15 protein-coding genes and 1 riboswitch are annotated in these 23,315 nt (G+C 38.3%); of the genes, 1 reads left to right on the forward strand and 14 read right to left on the reverse strand.

What is annotated here, in order from left to right; genetic code table 11:
- Positions 1-127: 127 nt before the first annotated feature.
- From ACMGDK_RS13255 to ACMGDK_RS13300, 10 genes are all read right to left on the reverse strand, one after another.
- Complete coding sequence (locus tag ACMGDK_RS13255; RefSeq protein ID WP_436808398.1) at positions 128-628, reverse strand: hypothetical protein; 501 nt, start codon at positions 626-628, stop codon at positions 128-130.
- A 56-nt stretch (positions 629-684) separates the two neighbouring features.
- Positions 685-2,802 (reverse strand): methylmalonyl-CoA mutase, encoded by a 2,118-nt coding sequence (gene scpA, locus ACMGDK_RS13260; protein WP_436808399.1) that lies wholly within the window; start codon positions 2,800-2,802, stop codon positions 685-687.
- A 144-nt stretch (positions 2,803-2,946) separates the two neighbouring features.
- On the reverse strand, positions 2,947-5,055 hold the full coding sequence (locus ACMGDK_RS13265) for a prolyl oligopeptidase family serine peptidase (RefSeq protein ID WP_436808400.1): 2,109 nt from the start codon (positions 5,053-5,055) through the stop codon (positions 2,947-2,949).
- Between the two features lie 88 nt (positions 5,056-5,143).
- On the reverse strand, positions 5,144-5,818 hold the full coding sequence (locus ACMGDK_RS13270) for a hypothetical protein (RefSeq protein WP_436808401.1): 675 nt from the start codon (positions 5,816-5,818) through the stop codon (positions 5,144-5,146).
- A gap of 91 nt (positions 5,819-5,909) precedes the next feature.
- Positions 5,910-6,995, reverse strand: coding sequence for a peptide chain release factor 1 (prfA, locus tag ACMGDK_RS13275; RefSeq protein WP_111958425.1), 1,086 nt, complete (start codon positions 6,993-6,995; stop codon positions 5,910-5,912).
- Between the two features lie 134 nt (positions 6,996-7,129).
- A complete protein-coding gene (locus ACMGDK_RS13280) occupies positions 7,130-8,425 on the reverse strand; it encodes an APC family permease (protein ID WP_436808402.1) in 1,296 nt (431 codons plus the stop codon).
- Between the two features lie 7 nt (positions 8,426-8,432).
- A complete protein-coding gene (locus tag ACMGDK_RS13285) occupies positions 8,433-10,853 on the reverse strand; it encodes a TonB-dependent receptor plug domain-containing protein (protein ID WP_436808403.1) in 2,421 nt (806 codons plus the stop codon).
- A gap of 97 nt (positions 10,854-10,950) precedes the next feature.
- Positions 10,951-11,059, reverse strand: a riboswitch (SAM riboswitch).
- A 102-nt stretch (positions 11,060-11,161) separates the two neighbouring features.
- Positions 11,162-13,999, reverse strand: coding sequence for an alpha-amylase family glycosyl hydrolase (locus ACMGDK_RS13290; protein WP_436808404.1), 2,838 nt, complete (start codon positions 13,997-13,999; stop codon positions 11,162-11,164).
- 740 nt (positions 14,000-14,739) lie between these two features.
- Positions 14,740-15,024: a hypothetical protein gene (locus ACMGDK_RS13295; protein WP_174772309.1), complete on the reverse strand. Its 285-nt coding sequence runs from the start codon at positions 15,022-15,024 to the stop codon at positions 14,740-14,742.
- A gap of 91 nt (positions 15,025-15,115) precedes the next feature.
- Positions 15,116-16,723: a fumarate hydratase gene (locus tag ACMGDK_RS13300; protein WP_436808405.1), complete on the reverse strand. Its 1,608-nt coding sequence runs from the start codon at positions 16,721-16,723 to the stop codon at positions 15,116-15,118.
- Positions 16,724-16,860: 137 nt separating this feature from the next.
- Between ACMGDK_RS13300 and fumC the strand changes: the two genes are divergently transcribed.
- Positions 16,861-18,255, forward strand: a complete 1,395-nt coding sequence (gene fumC / locus ACMGDK_RS13305; protein ID WP_436808406.1) for a class II fumarate hydratase — start codon at positions 16,861-16,863, stop codon at positions 18,253-18,255.
- Positions 18,256-18,412: 157 nt separating this feature from the next.
- Here the strand turns inward: fumC and ACMGDK_RS13310 are convergent, their stop codons facing one another.
- The 4 genes from ACMGDK_RS13310 to porD form a co-directional block, all read right to left on the reverse strand.
- Positions 18,413-19,138 (reverse strand): ABC transporter ATP-binding protein, encoded by a 726-nt coding sequence (locus ACMGDK_RS13310; RefSeq protein ID WP_436808407.1) that lies wholly within the window; start codon positions 19,136-19,138, stop codon positions 18,413-18,415.
- A gap of 2 nt (positions 19,139-19,140) precedes the next feature.
- Positions 19,141-20,607 (reverse strand): DUF5687 family protein, encoded by a 1,467-nt coding sequence (locus tag ACMGDK_RS13315; protein ID WP_436808408.1) that lies wholly within the window; start codon positions 20,605-20,607, stop codon positions 19,141-19,143.
- A 49-nt stretch (positions 20,608-20,656) separates the two neighbouring features.
- Positions 20,657-22,306: a DNA repair protein RecN gene (locus ACMGDK_RS13320; RefSeq protein WP_436808409.1), complete on the reverse strand. Its 1,650-nt coding sequence runs from the start codon at positions 22,304-22,306 to the stop codon at positions 20,657-20,659.
- 72 nt (positions 22,307-22,378) lie between these two features.
- On the reverse strand, positions 22,379-23,281 hold the full coding sequence (gene porD / locus ACMGDK_RS13325; RefSeq protein ID WP_436808410.1) for a type IX secretion system protein PorD: 903 nt from the start codon (positions 23,279-23,281) through the stop codon (positions 22,379-22,381).
- Positions 23,282-23,315 lie beyond the last annotated feature (34 nt).

Here is a 23,315-nt window from a genome sequence, read left to right on the forward strand (position 1 = left end):
TTGCTTCGTTGTTTTTTAATGGGTTAAACTTGATTTTCAGGTGCAAATATATTAATTTTTTTGAATATTCAAATTTTAAACAAAAAAACCTGAATAATTTATATCCAGGCTTTACTTTATGGGGAGATTAATCTTTCGATCCTAAGCTGTCCATCTCGTCGTCCATTCCTTTAACTTCATTAGAATGATAGACTCTTTCTGATCCAAGAAAATAAATATTATGCCTTGCTTTGGCAATGATTCCGTTATATTCCTGTTCCGACATTCCTTCCGGAATACTGTCCCGGGCTTGTGACGGTTTACGGTAAACTTCGAGCGCACCCTGTTCATTTAAAGCAGCTTTAGCCACCTTAGCCTGCTCCAGGTCATCTGCATACACAATAACATTGCTTCTGCCAATACTGTGTTTGCGGTAGGCATCGAGCATTTCTGCGTCGTGAGCAAAAATGTATTCAAAAAATCCTTTTGTCTGTTCGTCTTCCTGATAATGATCAGTTGACAATCCGCTTTCTACCTTAGATTTTGAAATAATAATATTTGCTTCATCAAAACCTTTTTCTTTTAAATTCTTTTTAATTTCCTCTGTATCTACAGTCACCGGAAATACTGAAACTACTGTATAAGCCATAATGAAATTTTTCACTTAAACTATACAAAAGCTGTGCAGTAATTCTATAAAAAATGTTAATTTAAAAATTTCTCTAAGATTTCCACCGCACATTTGGGAAGATTGGTTCCCGGACCGAAAATAAAATCTGCTCCGTTGGCATACAGAAATTCGTAGTCCTGCTGTGGAATAACACCACCTACCACGATGGTTACATCATCTGCACCCAATTTTTTCAATTCTTCCACAACCTGTGGAACGAGGGTTTTGTGTCCAGCTGCCAGTGAGGAAACTCCAAGAATGTGGATGTCATTTTCTACGGCCTGTTTGGCTACTTCTTCAGGAGTCTGGAACAATGGTGCCACATCTACATCAAATCCCATATCTGCGAATGCGGTAGCCACTACTTTGGCACCTCTGTCATGTCCGTCCTGGCCCATTTTCGCAACCATCAATCTTGGGCGGCGGCCTTCTTCCTCTTCAAATTTCTGGGTCAGTTGAAGAGCTTTTTCAAAATATTCGTTTTTCCCTGCATTCATAGCATATACTCCAGAGATTGTTCTGATATTGGCTTTATATCTTCCGAAAGTTTCTTCCATGGCATCGCTCATTTCGCCAAGGGTCACTCTTCTTCTTGCTGCTTCTATACATAATGCCAGAAGATTTCCTTTTCCTGTCTTTGCACTTTCACGGATATCATTCAAGATTTCTGTAACGGCTTCAGGGTTTCTTTCTGCTTTTATTTTTTCGAGTCTTTCGATCTGTTTTCTGCGGACTTCTGTGTTATCGATATCCAGGATCTCTATTCCGTCCTGTTTTAAGGCTGTTCTGAATGAATTTACTCCAATAATGAATTCTTCACCACTGTCGATTTTAGCCTGCTTTTTAGCAGCTGCTTCTTCAATCCTCATTTTGGGAATTCCGGCTTCAATGGCTTTTGTCATTCCTCCTTCCTGTTCTACCTCATCAATGTATTTCATTGCTTCCTCAATCATCTGCTGGGTAAGACTTTCTACAAGGTTACTTCCACCCATAGGATCTACGACATCACAAATACCGCTTTCCTGCTGAAGGATAATCTGCGTATTTCTTGCAATTTTTGCTGAATAATCTGTGGGAAGTGCGATGGCCTCATCCAACGCGTTGGTATGCAACGACTGGGTTCCGCCTAAAGCTGAAGAAAGAGCCTCAATGGCAGTTCTTGTAATATTATTAAAAGGTTCCTGCTCTGTAAGTGACCAACCGGAAGTCTGCGAATGAGTTCTTAATGCCAGGGATTTTGCATTCTGCGGGTTGAATTGTTTTAAAAGAGTGGCCCAAATATATCTTGCAGCACGCATTTTTGCAATTTCCATAAAGTGATTCATCCCGATTGCCCAGAAAAATGAAAGTCTCGGTGCAAAATCATCTACATTCATACCTGCTTTTATTCCTGTTCTTACATATTCGAGGCCATCTGCTAGCGTGTAAGCCATTTCCAGTACGGGAGTAGCACCAGCTTCCTGCATATGATATCCTGAGATGGAAATAGAGTTGAATTTTGGAATATTTTGAGCAGTATATTCAAAAATATCTGCAATAATTTTCATGGAAGGCGCCGGCGGATAAATATAGGTATTCCTCACCATGAACTCTTTCAAAATATCGTTCTGAATGGTTCCTGAAAGCAATTCCTGCTTTACACCCTGCTCTTCAGCAGCCACAATATAGAAGGACAAAATTGGAAGTACAGCACCGTTCATTGTCATGGACACTGATATCTGATCTAACGGGATTTCATTGAATAGAATCTTCATATCTTCCACAGAATCGATGGCGACACCTGCCTTACCTACATCTCCAACTACTCTTGAATGATCGGAATCATATCCTCTGTGCGTTGCAAGGTCGAAAGCAACTGATAATCCTTTCTGTCCTGCTGCCAGATTTCTTCTGTAAAATGCATTGGATTCTTCTGCGGTGGAGAAACCTGCGTACTGTCTAACCGTCCATGGTTTCTGTACGTACATGGTGGAATACGGGCCTCTGAGATAGGGTGCAATTCCCGGCGAAGTCTGTGTTAAAGATTCATTTTTAATATCTTTTTGGGTATAAGATGATTTTAATTCTAACCCGTCTTTTTCAAAATTATAGATCTCTCTTTGCTGAGGCTCTATGCTAAAATCCGGAGTTTTCACAGAAATTGTCTTTCGCATTCCAATAATTTTTGTCTCCGTAAAGTTAATTTTTTTGAACGAAACATGAAACTTATGTTAACGTTCAGTTTTACTGAATTTTAAGCTACAAAAAAGGCCGGACTTTGTCCGGCCTTAGTTTATATTATACTTGCTTATTGTATATTATTTCAATTTCGTTATTCCCATTTCATATAGGGCAAAAGAAATAAGATCCGCATTTTCGCTGATCACCTGATCAGTTGCTCTCCCGGCGCCATGACCGGCATTTTTCTCAATTCTTAATAAAATTGGATTTTTACAGCCCTGTTTCTCCTGAAGTTCTGCACCGAATTTAAAAGAGTGCGCCGGAACCACCCTGTCATCATGGTCACTTGTAATGATCATTGTGGAAGGGTAACATGTTCCTTTTTTCACATTATGTACCGGGGAATAGGATTTAAGGTATTCAAACATCTCTTTGCTGTCTTCTGCAGTTCCGTAGTCATACGACCAGCCTGCTCCTGCTGTGAACTTATTGTATCTCAGCATATCCAACACTCCCACTCCTGGGAAAGCTACTTTTGCAAGATCAGGACGCATGGTCATTGTTGCTCCTACAAGCAGTCCTCCGTTTGATCTTCCGGATAATGCCATATATTCTTTTGAAGTATAACCTTTGCTTTGCAGATATTCTCCTGCTGCAATGAAGTCTTCAAAAACGTTTTTCTTTTGTGTTTTTGTTCCTGCATCATGCCATTTTTTACCATATTCACCACCACCGCGGATATTTGGCACTGCGTAGATTCCTCCGTTTTCCATCCAGATCGCATTGACTACAGAGAATGAAGGTTGAAGGCTGATGTTGAAACCTCCGTAAGAATACAGGATTGTAGGGTTTTTACCGTCAAGCTTTGTTCCTTTTTTATAATTGATCATCATCGGAATCTTGGTTCCGTCTTTTGAGGTATAGAATACCTGTTCAGAAACGTAATCCTCAGGGTTGAACTTCACTTTCGGCTTCTGATAAACTTCTGATTTCCCGGAATCTGCGTTAAATTTATACGTAGTTCCCGGTGTAATATAATTGCTGAAAGAAAAATAAAGATCTTTTTCCTCTTCTTTACCTCCAAAACCGCTTATATTTCCTTTTCCGGGAAGTGCAATTTCTCTTATCAGCTTTCCTGTTTTATCAAATTGTTTTACCTGATCAATAGCATCAATCATATAGGTTGCAAAGAAGTATCCGCCTCCCGTAGATATTCCTAAAACATTTTCTGTCTGCGGGATGACGTCTTTCCAGGTTTCCGGTGAAGGATTGGTGATGCTGGCTTTTACAAGGCGCATATTCGGAGCGTCTTTATCGGTAAAGATAAAAAGATCATCTCCCTGTGTATCCACAATGCTCGCATTCATATCAAATCCTTTATTGATCTGTACAAAATCGCCGCCTTTCTTTAGGTCTTTGATGTATAATTCGTTTCCATTGGTTGCGTTGGCTGCAGAAATAATCAGGTATCTCTGGTCTTCGGAAACGTTGGCTCCAAGGTATCTTCTTGGTGTTTTATCTCCTCCGAAAATGAGTTTATCTTCGGACTGCTTCGTTCCTAATTTATGGAAATACACCTTATGCTTATCGGTCATTCCCGAAAGTACTGTTCCTTCTTTCGGCTTATCATAGCTTGAATAATAGAAACCTTCATCACCCTGCCATGAAATTCCGCTGAATTTTACATCTACCAATGTTTCATCAATCTGTTTTTTGGTAATGGCGTCTATGATGATAATCTTATTCCAGTCACTTCCTCCTTCAGAAATGGAGTATGCTGCCAAGTTTCCTTTTTTATTGAATGACAAATTGGATAATGAAGTGGTTCCTTTTTCTGAAAATTTATTAGGATCCAGGAATATTTCTGTTGCTTTGGTCTTATTATTTGCTCTATATAGGATAGATTGCGCCTGAAGACCATCATTTTTGTAATAGTAAGTATAATCTCCTTCTTTGAAAGGCGCTGAAATTTTCTCATAGTTCCAAATCTCTGTCAGCTGATCCTTGATCTTATTTCTGAACGGGATTTTTGAAAGATAATTCTGGCTGTAGGCTACTTCATCGTCTACCCATTTCTTTGTAGCATCAGAATCATTTTCCAGATCTCTGAAAGGGTCTGCAACAGCGTTACCAAAATAAGTATCTGTCTGACTTCCCTGTACTGCTTTAGGATAATTCATTTTTTGAGAATAAAAAGTTGCTGAAAACAAAACTCCAGCGGTTAATAACATAGGCTTAAAATTCATAATCAAGGGTTTTCTCAAAAATACGTAAAGTATGTGAAATAAAAAAAGCCCTGAAACCAGAGCTTATAATAATATTTTTCAAGGATCATTATTTAGATCCGAAGCTTTCAAAATAGAAATCCGTCAATCCTGAAACAATTTCATCAGGGCTGCCATTCCAGTAGTATGTTTTTCCTCCTTCGTTAAGCTCGTATAAACTGAACTCCTTCTCTGTCACTACAGTTTTATCTGCATTTTTAAAATCCTGTAAGCTTTGAACCAGATACTTCTTAAGATCTTCAGGTTTAACATCTTTGATATCTCCTATTGGAATATCAGAAAACTTAGCCGGAACTTTGAAACTGACTGAATAATTAATCTTAGCAATTTTCTGCTCTTTTCTATATTCATTCTGGACAATTTTCACGTTTTTAACGGAAAGTTTTCCATTTTTAAAATTTTCCATCATAGCAGTGAAATAATCTTCGGCTTCTTTTCTACAGGCATCTGCCGTGGTTTGGGAAAAAGCAGATAAAAAGTTGTCGGTGCTTTCTTTCATCATTTCCCTGGAAACGGTTTTAAAATCTACCTGGTAAGCATTTTCTCCTTCTACGGTAGGTCTTAAATAATCGTTCAGCTTAGAAAGTGCAGCATCATCATTTTTAACGAAAGTTCCGAAATACATTTCAAAGACTTCCGAAGGTTTCTTCACTTCTGTCTGAGCCAGCAGATTTTGACTTAATAAGGCCAGCATCATGAATATAATGATCTTAAAATTTTTCATATTATCTTGTTTTAGTTCAATGATTTTTCAAGGATGAATATACAGCAAAAAAAAGCTCCTGAATTTCAAGAGCCTGATTTTATAATTTATTTTAATAATTTTCTTCTTCTCCCTTCATCTTCTCTGCATTTTCCGCCATGATGACAGCGTCTATCATTTCAGAAATATCTCCGTTCATATAAGCATCGAGGTTATACATGGATTTATTGATTCTATGGTCTGTCACTCTTCCCTGAGGATAGTTGTACGTTTTGATTTTGGCAGAACGGTCTCCTGTAGAAACCATTGTCTTTCTCTGTGCAGCAATATCTCCCTGAACTTCCTGAAGTTTAATATCATATAGTTTTGCACGAAGCATTTCCATTGCGAGTTCACGGTTTGCTAACTGAGAACGGGCTTGCTGACATACTACTACTAAACCTGAAGGCTTGTGAGTAAGCTGTACTTTAGTTTCTACTTTGTTAACGTTCTGTCCACCAGCACCTCCTGAACGGGAAGTCTGCATTTCAATGTCTGCAGGATTAATCTCTACATCCACCTCTTCAGCTTCCGGAAGCACTGCAATGGTGATGGCAGAGGTATGAACTCTTCCCTGGGATTCTGTTTCAGGAACACGCTGTACACGGTGAACACCGGACTCGAATTTCATGATTCCGTAAACGCCTTCACCTTCCACCTTCATGATGAGTTCTTTGTAGCCTTTAGCAGCTTCATTGGAGTCCGTTACTTCATGTCTCCATCCTTTTGTTTTGAAGTACATGCTGTACATTCTGTAGATATCTTCCACAAAAATAGCTGCTTCATCACCTCCTGTTCCGGCACGTAGTTCTACAATGATGTTTTTATCATCTGCAGGATCTTTAGGAATCAAAAGAACTTTTAATTCTTCTTCCAGGCCAGGAATTTTAGCCTGAGCTTCCATTTTTTCTTCTTTCGCAAGGTCTACAAGATCTCTGTCTGAACCATCAGCAATGATCTCATCAGATTCTTCAATCGTATCCAGAGCACCTTTATACTGGTCGTAAACTTTTACAATCTTTCCTAAATCACTGTATTCTTTGTTCAGAGAAGAATATTTTTTTTGATCTGAAATGATATCAGGCTGTATAATAAGGTCGGCAACCTCATTATATCTTTGTTTAATAGCTTCTAGTTTTGGAATTAATGATTTAGACATTCTGCAATTTTTGAGAGTGCAAAGATAAGAATTTATTAATTCAAATTAAAATTCCTTTGACCTGTCAGATTCACATAATTTTTTGAACCATTAAGGTTTATGGAGTTTTTAGAACGAACGGAATATTTTCTTTATTATGGTTTTTTAAAAAATTTCCGGTCAATTACATATAAAACCAGTCCAAAGGCTACAATTCCAAGTCCTATAATGCTTTCTTTAGGATTATGGATGAGTGTAAAATAAAGAATATACATGCTGAAAAGCAGAAAAACCGCAGGAAAAATGTAAAATATATTGGATTTAAATATCTTCCGCTGGTCTTTTTTAAGAAAAAAAACGGTTGAAATAGAAAGGCTTGCAAACAGTTGAAGAATAAAAGCAGTGTATACAAAAATTTCTTTAAAGCTTCCCGTTAAAATGATCACTGAAGCTATTATAGCGTGTATAAAGATTGCTCTTACCGGAATTCCTTTTTTATTGTTGACCGCAAGTGATCTCCATAAATGGTTTTCTTTCGCAAAAGCCTGTGTAAGCCTTGAACCTACCCATAAATAGCCGCTGATGGTAGCAACCAGCTGTAAAGCAATAAAAACATTGACGATTTTTCCAAAGCCGATTCCCAACATATTACCTGCCGCTTCTCCCATGACATCTTCTTTCCCAGCCAGTTGGCTTACAGGCGCATGTTTCAGCATGATAAAATTGACCAGCAGATAACTTACCGTAACAAAAACAGTTCCCACAATTAAAGCTCTGGGAAGGTTCCTCTGAACGTCTTTTATTTCTCCCGCAATGTAAGAAGCCGAATTCCAGCCGGTATAAGAATAGGTAACAAAAACCAGGGATGTAGCAAAAGCCGGGAGCATGATCTCATTTTGCCAGCTGTCAGTAAATTTCAGGCTGTTTCCTGCCTCAGGCCCTGAAAACACAACGCCAAGAATCACCAGAATAATGATAAAAGCAATCTTGATAAAGGTGAAAAAATTATGAAACCTGCTTGATGTTTTAAGGCTAAACGATAAGCTCACTGCCACAAGAAAGATGAATCCTATGGCAAAGCCGTTTCCAAAACTATAGTTAAATACTGAAAGGTATTTTGACATTGCAAGCGCAGCCAAAGCCACGGGAGCAGAAAACCCAATAATCAGGGATATCCAGCTTACCAGGTAGCCAAATATAGGATGATAGGTTTCTTTAAGATAAATATAATCTCCGCCGTTTCCTTTAAAATAGGATCCCAGCTCGGCATAGCAAAATGCTCCGAACAGGGCAAGAATCCCGCCAATGATCCACAACAGGAAAATGCTGTAGGTGTTGGTAATATCAGACAGCTGGAAGCCTAACGTGGTGAATATTCCTGTCCCGATCATATTGGAGACAACAATAGCGGCAGCCGTTTTCCAGCCTATCTGGTGTGTATCAGTACTCATTTAGCAGTTAAAAATTAAAATTAAGCCTTCCGAAGAAATAACTTCCCAGCGTTCCCATCTGAACCGGCGCATATTTAAATACTCCATAATATGAATTTTCATAGATCTGAAGGTCCGGGAACACATCAAAGGCATTATTGGCACCTATGGTCAGATTAATATTTTTCGTTATATCATAGCCTACACTCACATCTGTAACCACTTTGGGAGAAAACTTTTGAATTTTTCCAAATGGATAGCCGTCCCGAATGACCTGACCAAAATACGTATTTCTCACCATGAAATTGAATTTTCCAATTGCATAATTCAATCCTAAGGAAGCTTTTGTCTTAGGAGAAAGGGTTTCAATGATATTGATCTGGTCCGGCCCGAAGAATTCATCCTGGGAAGGCACTAAGTTTTCAGGAAAATGGAAATCTGTGATCTTGGTTTCTGTATAATTTCCTGCCAGATTAATATTTAAATTTCCTCCGCCCAGTTTCCAATCATAAGTGATAACAACATCTACTCCTTTTGTTTCTGTGTCTACTGCATTAGCGAAAAATCTTCCGCTTTCTACGTCATACTGGGCCAGTCTCGGATCTTCGATATTGCTGGTGATCACAATTCTGTCTTTTACCCTGATCCAATACCCATCAACTGTTATAAACAGTCTGTTAGCCGGCTTCAGGGTAAATCCGGCACTGGCATTGACTGAAGTTTCCTGCTTTAGTTTATCAAATCCAAGCGCTCTGGCTGCATCACTGTCATTCCTGAAAATTCCTTTGGTGACAATTCCTGTTCCTGAAGTGGAGATATCGGCATAGGAATTATTAAAATACTGCTGCTGAAGCGATGGAGCCCTGAAGCCAGTTCCTACTGATGCCCGTATTGCATAATCTTTTATAAATTCATATCTCATGGCTAGTTTTCCATTCAGCGTATTTCCAAAATCTGAATAATTTTCAAATCTTCCTGCCAGATCTATGTTCAATTTTTTAGCGATATCATAAGAAACATCAGCATATATGGCTGTTGAATGCCTGGATTTCTTTAAAGCATTGTCCGGAGAAAAACCGATAAATGATTGTGAGCCGCCATTCCCTTCCACTGTAGATCCGGGAACCGCAGGGTTTCCATTGATATCATATCGGGTGTAGGAAGTTTCATCTCCAGCTTTGATCTCGTACTGTTCAAAGCGGAACTCTCCTCCAAATGCAATATTAAACTGATCCAATTTTTTAGAAACATCAAGATTCACTGTATTCTGAAGAAAATTGTGCGCTCCTGCGTAAAAGCTCGTTGGAGATTTCGCCCCTAAAGATGCATTATTGGTATTGTCTACGTTATAATTGAAAGTGTTGCTTCCGAAGGTATTGCTTACATCAAACAACCAGTTGTTAACATTATATTTCGCTCCTACAGCATAAGAAAAGTCGTAAACCTGTGAGTTCAAAGAGGCCTGAAACCCATTCGGGTAGATAGAGGAAACCACATTATCTTTTTCACCGGGCAGTCTTCTGAAACCGAAGCCTTTTCCTTCTTTAATGCTGAAACCTCCGAAAGAATACAGCTTAAAGCTTTCACTTAAAGGATATTCGGAATTAAAAAACAGTTGCGCCTGCCTGATCTGTGCATCTCCGATCTGAAAATTAAAATCATCCCTGGTGAGACCTCTTTCTCTAATAATTTGATCATCTGCAGCTCTGGCCGCGATAGGATCATTAGCAAATTCATAGGCAAAATTATCTCCGAAAATGTCCAGGTCATGATTTTGGGTTCTTGTGGTCTTTCCTCTGTGGCTCAGTTGCAATGAAAGGTTTATATAACTTTCCTTTTTCCCAAGAGAAGATCCGTAATTGATTCCGGCCTGATAGGTTTCACCGTCATTTCTCCCGCTGATTCCATAGGATGCTGAAGCTGTCGCTCCGATATCTTTTTTAAGAATAATATTGACTACTCCTGCAATGGCATCAGAACCATATTGTGCGGCGGCACCGTCTCTCAGAACCTCTATTCTGTCGATAGCAATTACCGGAATTGTACTGAGATCTGTTCCTACAGATCCATTTCCAACGGTATTCTGATAGTTGACCAATGAAGTGGTGTGCCTTCTTTTCCCGTTGATGAGCACTAAAACCTGATCCGGCCCCATGCCTCTTAAGGTTACGGGATCAATATGTTCTGTCCCGTCGGATGCCGACTGTCTTACAGAATTAAATGACGGAATCACATAATTCAGCAGATCCTGGACTGTCGTTTGAGGAGCAGATTTCTGCAGCTTTTCTATATTGATAATGTCTACAGGAACCGGTGTTTCCAGTTTTGTTCTTTTAGCATTTCTGTTTCCTACGATAATTACATCTTCGATCTGACTTTCTTTTCCCTGCTCTTGTGCGTTCACCAAAACAGCTCCCAGGAGTATAACCGACAGGCTTAATTTTTTCATCTTTGTCCTCGTAAATTAATGATTCAATAGCTCTACGGACCTCATCCGCAGACATAAAAGATTTCAAGAAATGGAATTGCTGTCAGAATATTGACTTTTCTCATCTTCCCCAAACTGGGTTGGAATTAGCACCTTTACACTTTTTAGAGTCGTGCAGGTTGCTAAGGTTTCATAGGGCCAAATCCCTCCACCTTTCTTGATAAATCTACTGCAAAAGTAGACTAATATTTTTAATTGGCAAAAATTAGATTTATATATTCTGTAGTGTTTTATAAAAAGGAGGGACGATGTTTATCGTCCCTCTTTTGTTATTTAATAATCATCTTTTGAATGGCAGTGCCTGTTTCAGACCGCAGGTGAACCAAATAGGTGCCCGGCGGATAATTGGCCTTCAATTCATACGTTCCGTTTTCGGTATTCAATTTAATGGAATCCATTTTTTTACTGCTCATGTCAAAAATAATGATCTCTCCGTTTTTAGCTTTGTGATATACTAATTTTGCCACACCGTTTTTCACAGGATTATCTGCAATCTGAAGTGAGAGTTTATTCGCTGCATTCACATCAGATGTTGATAATGCACCTGCATAATTACCGAAAATTCTGAACTCTCCAGGCTGCAAGGTAATAGGAGCTGTTGTAGAAGCAATATTATAAACAGAGTTATCCATCAGGTTTTGCCACTGTCCCGTGTAAGGGAAGTAAGGAACAACATTTTGAGCTGCAGTGGTATAGTTTGCCAAAACTACCACATTCTTCATTCCGGCTATTGCATTGTCATACACATAAATTCTGGTGATCAAACCTTCAGGATCGTTGGTAAGGTTGTTGGATTCTACAGTATATGTTTTTGATTTGAAAACCGGATAGGTATTTCTGATATTGATAATTTTAGCCCAGGTATCATACACCGCTTTTCTGTTGGCATTGGTATCATATCCTAAAGTAAAGGCAACAGGTTTTTCATCTGTACGGCATCCGCTGCTGATTGTACCGTCTGCACATCGATTGATGCTGAATTCATAGCCCAGTTCACCAAACTGCCAGATCATTTTCGGGCCGGGAATAGTGAAGAATGTAGCTCCAAACGTTTTCATTCTTTCTAATGCTGTATTTAAGTTTTTCACATTATAACTTCCATTTACGGCTCCATAAGCAAGGTTTTTAAACATTAACCTTTCTTCATCATGGCTTTCCCCATAACCTACAGCATGCATATTGGTAAAGCCGTGAAGGCTGTAATTCATTCTGTCATAGTTACTGTTTTCTTTGTAACCCATAGTATTTTGGTTGTAAGGCTCAGTCTGCTTATTCCAAAGCATCACCCCTTTTCCTTCGGCAATTCTGTAGTTTGCCCACTGCTGTTCTTCAGCATCTGTTCCCAAATGTTCGAATATCATATAGGAATTCGGATCTATAGCCCACTGTTTATTAGCATAATTTTTCATAATATCCACTCTGTCCTGTTGGTAAGCATTGGTACAGGCTTCATCATTTTCAGAGCAGTTTTGGGTAAATCCCTTCGTTAGATCCCAACGGAATCCATCAATTTTATATTCAGTCAGCCATTGCTGAAGACTTCTTTCAACATAATACTGCGTTGAAGGACTTGAGTGATTAAAATCATTAAACACATTATAAGAATGCTTCGGAACTTGATTGAAATAGGGATTATTGGCTGCTATATCTCCGAAACCGTCTCCATCCGGATCAATATTCCACAATCTCGCTAAAGGTGATCGTCCTGTTGCATGATTAAATGCAATATCTAAAATAACGGCAATTCCATTCTGGTGGCACAGGTCAACAAATTCTTTGAATTTTTCAGGGGTTCCGTAAGCTTTGTCCAATGCATAATGGAAAGAAGTATTGTATCCCCATGAAAGATTCCCCTCAAATTCCATAATAGGAAGAAGCTCTATAGCATTGATATTTAAGTTCTTTAAATAAGTTATTTTGTTGATTAACGACTGCCAGTTTTTTTCCTGCGTGAAATCTCTCAGCAGTAATTCATACACCATAAGATTTTCCTTAGCAGGTCTTTGAAAGTTGGTCACCTGCCAGTTGTAAGGAGCCTGACCGGTTTTAAACATAGATACTTCAAAGCTCTGTCCTGCAGGAAACGGAGGTAAATCAGGATAAGTAGCAGCTGAGATCCACTGATCATCATAGGAAGACAAGATCTGCGGTGAATAAGGATCCGCTACTTTTTTCAGATCATTGGTTCTGTACTGGAAAGTATATAACTGTTGCGGAGTCAGTCCGGTCAGTTCAATCCAGTAAAGATCAGGATTGGTAGTATCTCTTTTCATTAAATAAGAGTCATTCACCGTCCAGTTATTAAAGCTTCCGATAACGTGCACAAAGTTTTTATGAGGGGCATAAAGTGCGAGACCTACTTTTGTATTATCTGTAGGATTATAATTGATTCCCTGCTTTATCCAGCCTGGAATTGCCTCTGAAACAACATTTCTTGGGAGTTGTAAGATGAATGTTCCTTTTTTAGAGTATGCATTAGTATCCGTCGCAGTCAGTTCCATATTTGTATCCCCTGTTACAGTATAGTTATAAGAATATGAAGTGGATGGGACTGAAGTCGAGTTTACGACTACTCCGTTTGCTTTTAACTGAAAGGTCGCATTAATATTCGTTGTTGCTGTGATTGTAATTGAGCTTCCGGATGAAATTGAAGTCAAACTATTAGGAAGCGGATTGGTTAAGTTTAGATTCAACAGACCAACATTCACAAAAATATTTGGTGAAGTCTGATGAGTTCCGGTTTTATCTTTTAATAAAAATCCAAACCTTCCGATTCCTGTTCTCCCGTAAAAAGCTGTTGGAGTAAAAGTTAAGGAATAGGTATCCGTTCCTGAGTTGTAAGTGAGCTTATTCAGGTCATTAGAGTTATTCCAACTGCCGTTGGTAGGACAGTCCTGGCTGTTCTGATAGTTGGTATCGAAGGACCAGGACCAGATATAAATTGCATTATTTGAAACGCCCCAAGCAGACTCATCAATCTGATCTCCCGGTATGCTTAAAGTAATCTGATTCGTTTCATCAAAAGCAGCGGGTGTAACCGTATAAGTTATTTGTCCAAATACCAGAATAGTAAGAAACAGCAGTACTGTAGAATAAATTTTTTTCATAAAATTGTTTTTTTTCAAATTAGTTGACTACTAAAGTAATTTATTTTTTGAAATTGTTTGCTTTTATGTAAAAAATAATTTAAGCTTTAAATACAATATTTCCAATTTCTAAAGCCATAAATCTTACTGACAAAGCTTCCCTTCTCATGAGGGAAGCTTTTATATTACTTTATTGAAATTTTCTAAAAGCAAATAGTATTATTTATACTAAAAGGAATATTATGTTTGTATTCTTGAGAAACTGACACTTTCTTTAAAATAATTCCATGTGTTATATCCAATTTATTGCCTCCATAAATTAATAATGTATCTTGAAGTATCATATTAAAATCCTATAAGAAAAACTACAATGAAATATAGTATCTTTTGAAACTTTATCAATCATTATAAGCTCATTAGGAAAAACTGTATCTGTATGATTATCATATGTATATCCTTCAACCACATAGTCCGCAATTTCAATTTTTTATACGTAAGTTTTTTCTTTATCACATGATAATCAATAAAATAAGTATCGCATATTATCCATGTATTTTTTGATCCGTAAATTGATGAAAGTATCCTCTATAAAATGGGAAGCCTTTATTATATCCGTTGCCATTGAAGCATTTAAGAAAATGAGGTATCTTCTTAGAAACGGATAAATAAAAAAACCGCCTAATAAATTAAGCGGTTTATATATGTTGTTTTGCTTTGATATTACTTTTTCAGAATTAAGGTGAAAAAGCAATGACAATCAATTAATGATGATGTCCGTGATCGTGGATGAAAGGCCCGTTCCCTTTAGGGTTGCTGAAGATTACTTCTACGCCTTCCTGCTCATTTACCTGTTTTCTTCTGATGTCTTCAGGATCGAAAGGTTTTACTTTTCCGAAATATTCTTTCAGACCTTCAGTTAACCACATTGGGATTACCAATCCGAAGAACATGAAGATGCACCAGAATCCTACTAAGAACATAATTATAAAGAATACAGTCCATAGGAACTGGTAGAACGGCCAAAATGCTGATAAAATAGTTATCATTCTCTAAGATTTTAGGCAAAAATAGGACTTTTTTGTTTTGTACACAAAAGATACAAGCCCTATTTTATAATTTATTTTGATTTTAAACTAATTAGTGGGCAAGATCTGCGAAGAAATCATTGCCTTTATCATCTGTAATGATGAATGCCGGGAAATCTTTTACTTCAATCTTTCTCACAGCTTCCATCCCCAATTCAGGGAAATCCACGATATCTACAGATACAATATTGTCTTTGGCAAGGATAGCTGCCGGTCCACCGATAGATCCAAGATAAAAGCCACCATATTTACCACATGCATTGGTAACATCCTTACTTCTGTTTCCTTTGGCCAGCATGATCATGCTTCCGCCATGGCTTTGGAACTCATCAACGTATACATCCATTCTTCCTGCTGTCGTAGGCCCGAAGCTTCCTGAAGCCATTCCTTCCGGAGTTTTTGCCGGTCCTGCATAATAGATCGGGTGGTTTTTGAAATATTCCGGCATCGGTTTTCCGCTGTCGATGATCTCTTTAATTTTTGCGTGGGCAATATCTCTGGCAACGATCAATGTTCCGTTTAATTTTAATCGGGTTTTAATAGGATATTTAGACAGCTCAGCCAATATCTCAGGCATTGGCTTATTCAAATTAATTTCAACCGCCTCTTCCAGGTGCGGAGGAGTATCCGGTAAAAATCTTTTTGGATCCTGCTCAAGCTGTTCAAGGAAGATCCCTTCTTTTGTAATCTTTCCTTTGATATTTCTATCTGCAGAACATGAAACACCCATTCCAACCGGGCAAGAAGCAGCGTGACGAGGAAGTCTGATTACTCTTACATCGTGTGTAAGATATTTACCTCCAAATTGTGCTCCGATAGCACTTTCCTGGCAGATTTTCTGAACTTTAGCTTCCCACTCAAGGTCTCTGAAAGCCTGTCCTGCTTCGTTCCCTTCTGTCGGAAGGTGATCATAGTATTTTGCAGAGGCTTTTTTTACAGCAGCCAGATTCGCTTCAGCAGAAGTTCCTCCGATGACCAGAGCCAAGTGATAAGGCGGGCATGCGGCTGTTCCAAGATCTGAGATTCTCTCCTTAACGAATTCTTCAAGAGACTTTTCATTCAGTAACGACTTGGTCTTTTGGTATAAGAATGTTTTATTAGCAGAACCTCCTCCTTTTGTTAAAAACAAAAACTCATAGTAATCTCCTTTTTTAGCATAAATATCAATCTGTGCCGGAAGGTTTGATCCCGAGTTTTTTTCTTCAAACATGGTTAAAGGAACTACCTGAGAATATCTGAGGTTCCTTTTTTGATAAGTATTGTAAATCCCTTTACTTAGGTATTCTCCATCTTCAACCCCAGTGTAAACATTTTCTCCTTTTTTACCCATTACAATAGCTGTCCCCGTATCCTGACATGAAGGAAGAGCTCCTTCAACGGCAACGGCAGCATTCTGCAAAAGATTGTAAGCCACGAATCTGTCGTTATCAGTAGCTTCCGGATCGTCGATGATTCTTCTAAGACTTTCAAGGTGCGAAGAACGGAGCATGAAAGATACATCAGCCATAGCTTCTTCAGCCAAAAGCTCAAGTCCTTTTGGATCAATGGTTAAAATTTCTCTTTCTCCCAGTCTTTCAACCTTTACATAATCTGATGTCAATTTTTTATACACCGTATCATCTTTCTGAATCGGATACGGATCCTGATATCTAAAATCCATTCAATTTTTTGTTTGTGCAAAAATACGGCATCCTCAAAAAAGCATGAGTAAAATCAGTCATCTGTATTGATATTTATAATGATTATAAATTGCGGGATTCTGCGTTTATAATTAACTTTATAAAAATTTCAATCACAATGAATTACAGAATCGAAAAGGACACTATGGGAGAAGTTCAGGTACCTGCAGATAAGTTTTGGGGAGCACAGACTGAACGTTCAAGAAACAATTTTAAGATAGGACCTGAAGGTTCTATGCCCCACGAAATCATTGAAGCTTTTGCTTATTTAAAGAAAGCAGCAGCTTACACCAATACTGATCTTGGCGTTCTTTCTGCAGAGAAAAGAGATATGATTGCTAAGGTATGCGACGAAATTCTTGAAGGAAAGCTGAATGACCAGTTTCCATTGGTAATCTGGCAGACTGGCTCGGGAACGCAATCGAATATGAATATCAATGAGGTTGTTTCGAACAGAGCCCACGTCAATAATGGAGGAACTTTAGGTGATAAGTCTGAAATTCATCCGAATGATGATGTGAACAAATCACAGTCTTCCAACGACACTTATCCCACAGCCATGCATATTGCTGCTTATAAGAAAGTGGTGGAAGTAACCATTCCGGCTGTTGAAAAATTAAAGAATACCCTTGCTGCCAAAGCAGAAACTTTTAAAGATATTGTAAAGATCGGCAGAACACATCTCATGGATGCTACTCCACTTACCCTGGGACAGGAGTTTTCAGGATACAAAGCTCAGCTTGAATTTGGATTAAGAGCTTTAAAAAATACACTTCCTCACCTTTCTGAGCTTGCTTTGGGCGGTACAGCGGTAGGTACAGGACTTAACACTCCAACCGGTTATGATGTAAAAGTAGCTGAATATATTGCAAAATTCACAAATCATCCGTTCATCACAGCAGAGAATAAATTCGAAGCATTAGCTGCTCATGATGCCATCGTAGAATCTCACGGAGCTTTAAAACAGCTGGCTGTTTCTTTATTTAAAATTGCTCAGGATATCAGGTTATTGGCTTCAGGACCGCGTTCGGGAATCGGGGAAATTCATATTCCGGAAAATGAGCCGGGATCTTCTATTATGCCGGGGAAAGTAAATCCTACACAAAATGAAGCGATGACCATGGTTTGTGCTCAGGTTCTTGGAAACGATACCACGATTTCTTTTGCAGGAACACAAGGGAATTATGAGCTTAATGTTTTCAAACCAGTAATGGCGTACAACTTCCTTCAGTCTGCCCAGTTAATTGCTGATGCATGTATTTCATTCAACGATCACTGTGCGGAAGGTATTGAACCGAATCATGAGAGAATTAAAGAACTGGTGGACAAATCATTAATGCTTGTTACTGCCTTAAATACACATATCGGTTACGAAAATGCAGCAAAAATTGCAAAAACAGCCCACAAAAACGGAACTACTCTAAAAGAAGAAGCTGTAAACCTCGGTTTTTTAACTGCTGAGCAGTTTGACGAATGGGTAAAGCCTGAAAACATGGTAGGAAGCCTGAAATAAATTTAATATATAGAGATTAAATGATAGAAAAGCCTCAGGAGTTCTGAGGCTTTTTAAATTTTTTATAAAATACTGATATTCAAAATCTTAAAACACATTCCAATTGTATAATTTCATAATTGATGGAAAGGCCGGGAAGATTTTCCCGGCCTTTTTATTATAAATTAACTGCCGAAGACATTGAAACCTGATCTGCAAAGTACTGTTCGAGATCCCGCAACGTTTCCGGATTGGTCTTTATATCTTTTACAAGCTGTCCTTTATTCACAACAACAATTCTGTTGCAGACCTCTGTGGTATGTGAAAGATCATGGCTTGAGATAAGGAAAGTAACTCCATCCTGCTTTGAAAGTTCTTTGATCAAATTTTTCAGCTTGATCTGGGTGGAAGGATCTAGGTTCGCAAAAGGTTCATCAAGAATAATGATCTCCGGATTTCCGATGACAGCTCCTACTATTCCTACTTTTTTCTGGTTCCCTTTTGACAGATCACGGACGTATTTTCCTGAATTGAGAATCTCACCATTGAAAAAATCATGGAAGGGTTTTAGAAATTCATCAATGGAAGCTTTATTCTGCCCTCTCAGTTCTCCTATGAAATAGAAATATTCTTCAGGTGTCAGATAGCCGATCAGAAAAGTATCATCTACAAAAGCAGAGACTTTGTTTTTCCAGGCTTCAGATTCATTGACTTTGATATCTTCGATGCTTACAAATCCCGTCGTAGGCTGTATCAGATCAAGCATAAGGCTGAAAAGCGTAGTTTTTCCGGCTCCATTATTTCCTACCAGTCCAAAAGTTTCACCGTTAGGAATTTCAAGATGCTCAATATTAAGAACTGTGGCAGTTCCGTAAGTCTTGGATAAGTTATTGATAGTAATCATAGTTAGTCTTTGTTTTTAAATGCGTCCAGCGTACTGTATTTTTCGCGTTTATATTGTTTGACAATGATATCGAATATTTTTTCTCTGAGGAAGAACCCTATAAGTCCAAAAACGGCAATGCTTACAACTCCTGCCGTCATTCCAAAGAAATATTTTGAGAGGGCAAAAACACCCATTGGAAGCAGCATTTTCGGAATCAAAAGGAGCATGGATTTCAGGTTAAAGCTGTTTTTCTGTCCTATTCTTTTTTCCTTTGAATTAAGATCGATCTGGGTTTTGTTAAATGCTCCGGACCAAAGGGTAAGCTGGGAATTCACTCCGATATTATAAAGCCCGGCTGCAAAAAAAGTGATATAAACTTCCCAGCCGAAGTAGGCATAAAATAATGCAATAATGATTGAAGCTGCCGTCACAATATTCATTAGCCACCATTTTGCCTTGAGATATTCTTTGTAGGGAACATTCAGTGTCATCATCAGCGGATAGTAAGAACTGTCGAAAGCAGGAACCCGCTGTCCGAAAAGAAACTGGAAACCTCCGGTTACAAATAGTCCCATAAACATCATCATGGCTGGCGTTTTATAAATCACAGACGTATACATCAGCAATCCGTAAAAAAGGAAGAAAAAGCTTCCGATCAGAATACCTTTTGTTACTTTATTCCGTCTCAGCATTTTAATATCATTGTTGATAAAGGTTCCTATAACGCCGTACTTGTTTAAGAAAGCAATATTTTCTGTTTTCCCGAACTGTTTTTTAGCTTCAAGCCCCTGATCAAGATAAAACTCTTTACGAACATACCTAAAACATATTCGCCATAAACTAAAAAACAGGACTATAGGAATTATAATAAAATAAGGGTTGTGATAAAAAGCATAAACCCATTTTTCTGAGTAAAAAAGTACAGGAACGATATTATAATACCCAAGACCGGCAACCACAGCAAATAGAAGTCCTATGATAATGGCTACTGCTTCCTTATCATTAAACAGAATATTAATGAAATTATTAAGATAAAACAAAAAGGAAATCCCGATAAACCAGGTCAAAATACCCGTCACACTATATCCATTGAACAGCGCAATGACGGAAAATGTGATAAAGAACAGGGAGTTCAGCCAACTTAACGCCGAAAGAAAGGTCTTCACGAGCATATAATTGACCAACGTATTCTTGGGAATATTCTGGGTAAGAAAGGGTTTGATATTCTGGGTCGACATTTCCTGCCAGATGTATTTCAGAATGAGGTCCAGTGCCCAGGTAACCACTAAAAACTTTGAAACCATTTTTAAAGGATCCTGATGCATCTCGTCCCGTACATAGAAGAATACCGCAAATGCACCTCCCGCCAGACATGCCATAAAATAGAGGATTCCTATAAAACGGAGGATCTTCATGGCAAGATTCACACCTACAGAAGTACCACGGAAAAAGCTCTTGATTTCAAGCCTGAGGAACTTTACAAACATATTTAGTTTTTTACATTAGTCAGTATAATGTAAAATATGTTACAGTTTTTTAGCCAATAAGCTCTTTCGCCTGTGCCAGAGCAGCCTCGGTAATTTTGCTTCCGGAGAGAAGCTGGGCGATCTCGTTCAGTTTTTCCTCGTCATTCAGAGGAATGATGGTAGACTGTGTTTTACCGGAAATATCATGTTTGACCACTTTGTAGTTGTTATTTCCTTTAGCCGCAACCTGTGCAAGGTGGGAAATAACAATAAGCTGCATATCGGCGGACATTTCCCGCATCAGGTTTCCAATCTCTTCTGCCACTTTCCCGGAAACTCCGGTATCTATTTCATCCAGAATAAGGGTTGGAAGCTCATCACTTTCGGCAATAATCTTTTTCACCGCAAGCATTACCCGCGATCTTTCACCGCCGGAAATAGCAGTCTGGATTGGCTTTAACGGGAAGCCGGAGTTGGCTTGAAACAGCAACTGTATATTTTCTTTACCAAACGCATTAAACTCAGATGTATCCTGAAGTTCAATATCAACTCTGGCTTTTTCAAGACCTAATTTTTTAAGAAGCCCTTCTGCTTTTTTGATAAAGACAGGAATAGATTTCTTTCTGTTTTTTGAAAGTTTTTCGGCTAAAGACTGAAGTGTTTTTTCTTTTTTGGAGATACTTTCTTCAATCTCAGCAATATAATCTTCGAGTTCTGAAGCACCTTTCTGTTCCCCTGCAAGCTGGTCTCTGAGTTCTTTCAATTCATTGATATCAGAAACGTTATGCTTTAGAAACTGGGCATTGATTTTATTATTAAGATCAACAAGGATAGCAAGATTGGCTGGATTGATCTCTATTCTTTCCGATTCATTTTCAAGCTCCGAAATAATATCTTTCAGCTCCACAAAAGAAGTTTCCAGTCTTTCATCTAGTTCTGAAAAGCTGTTTGAAACTTCAGAAATTCTTGACAGTTTACTTTTGGCTTCGTTGAAGAAAGAGAGAATCCCTACTTCTTCCTGGTGAAATCTCGAGAGGATTTGCACCAGATTTTCAGAGATCATTTCAGCATTTTCCTGGATGGAAAGCTGGTTCTGAAGGTCTTCATAATCTACATCATCCAGTTTCAGTTCCTCCAGCTCGTTTAAGAGAAATTCTTTATAATCGCTTTCTTTTCTGTTTTCAGAAAGCTGGGTCTGAAATTTTTTAAGCTGCATTTTTAAACTCTGAAAGTCAGAAAATTCATTCTGATATTCTTCAATAGTTTTTTTATTGTCAGAAAGGCCGTCAATAATTTTAAACTGGTATTCTGAGGTAAAAAGGTTCGAGGTTTCAAACTGCGAATGGATATCAATTAGTTTTGAAGATAATTCTTTAAGTACATCAAGGGTTACCGGGACATCATTAATGAATGCCCTGGATTTTCCGGAAGGAAGAATTTCCCGTCTGATGATGGTCTGATGTTCATAATCGAGATCATTTTCAATAAAGAATTTTTTGAACTGGTTATTCAGATCAAATTCAGTTTCTACAATGCTCTTCTCATCGGATTTAGAAATCGATTTAGCTTCCGCCCTTTCGCCAAGGATCAATCTTAAAGCTCCTAAAATAATGGATTTTCCTGCTCCGGTTTCACCGGTGATTACCTGCAGACCGTTATTCAATGATACTTCAAGAGTATCAATCAAAGCAAAGTTTTTAATGTAAATTCTCGAAAGCATGGATAAATAGCTGATTACTTTAAGTAATGCAAATATAGAATTAAGTATTCAATAACTTGAAGCAAAGGGTCTTTATTTCCACTTGTTCCATTTGTTTTCCGAGTTTTTTGGAGAAAGGGTCATCATCAGCTGTTTAAGGTCGTTCATGACTATTCCTCCGTTGTTTCCGGAATTGAAAACATTAAAGATCTCATCACTTTTGTTATCCAGAAACAGATTAAAATAATAGGACTGCTGGAAAGAGTTTTCATATCTTTTCAGCTGTAAAAGGGCATCAAAGATGACTTTTTTCGCAGCGGTCTGATCCTGGTTGAACAGGTTATCCAAACCTGCTCTGTGATAGGTATACATCGTGGAACGCAGCTGGCTCCAGTTCGGGTTGATGATCTCATTGATCAGGATGGTACGGCTTCGCGGCTCGTTGATGACATTCCATCCCTCATAATTTCTGTTTTGGGAATTCTGGGCAATCTGCTGGGCTTTTGCAAACCACGGTGATCCTCCCATAGACTGGAAGCTGTCTGCATCATAGCCTAAAATCACATACACATAAAAGCTGATGACGTCAATGAGGTTTTTTCCTGAGAACTGTCTTTCATTGAATACAAGGTTTTCATTTTCCACATATTCAAATGCAAATCTCTGGTCCTGAAGATTAATCAGAGGAGACTCATAGCTGGTACTGAATACGGGCCGCACAGCCTGGATTACAATACTTCCTTTGAAACGGTTTCCGTCTCTTTCGGCAATAACGACTGCAAAATTACATTTGATCTTTTCGAAATTCTGAAGTTTTTTCCCCGTCCAGCTGGTATTATTGATAAAGTCTCTAAGGCTTTTTTCCAGGGCTTTATAGGCTTGCTGGTTACTTCCTCCCAGCTGCTGGGAGTTGATCTGCACGGTTGCAAGCAATTCCTGGGAAAAACTCAGATTATATATAAAAAGCAGTAAGAATAAGCTTATGATTTTTTTCATTATCTATTAAAAATTGAGAACGGAAATTTATTAA

The organism is Chryseobacterium hilariae, from assembly GCF_051400735.1.
Taxonomy (GTDB): domain Bacteria; phylum Bacteroidota; class Bacteroidia; order Flavobacteriales; family Weeksellaceae; genus Chryseobacterium.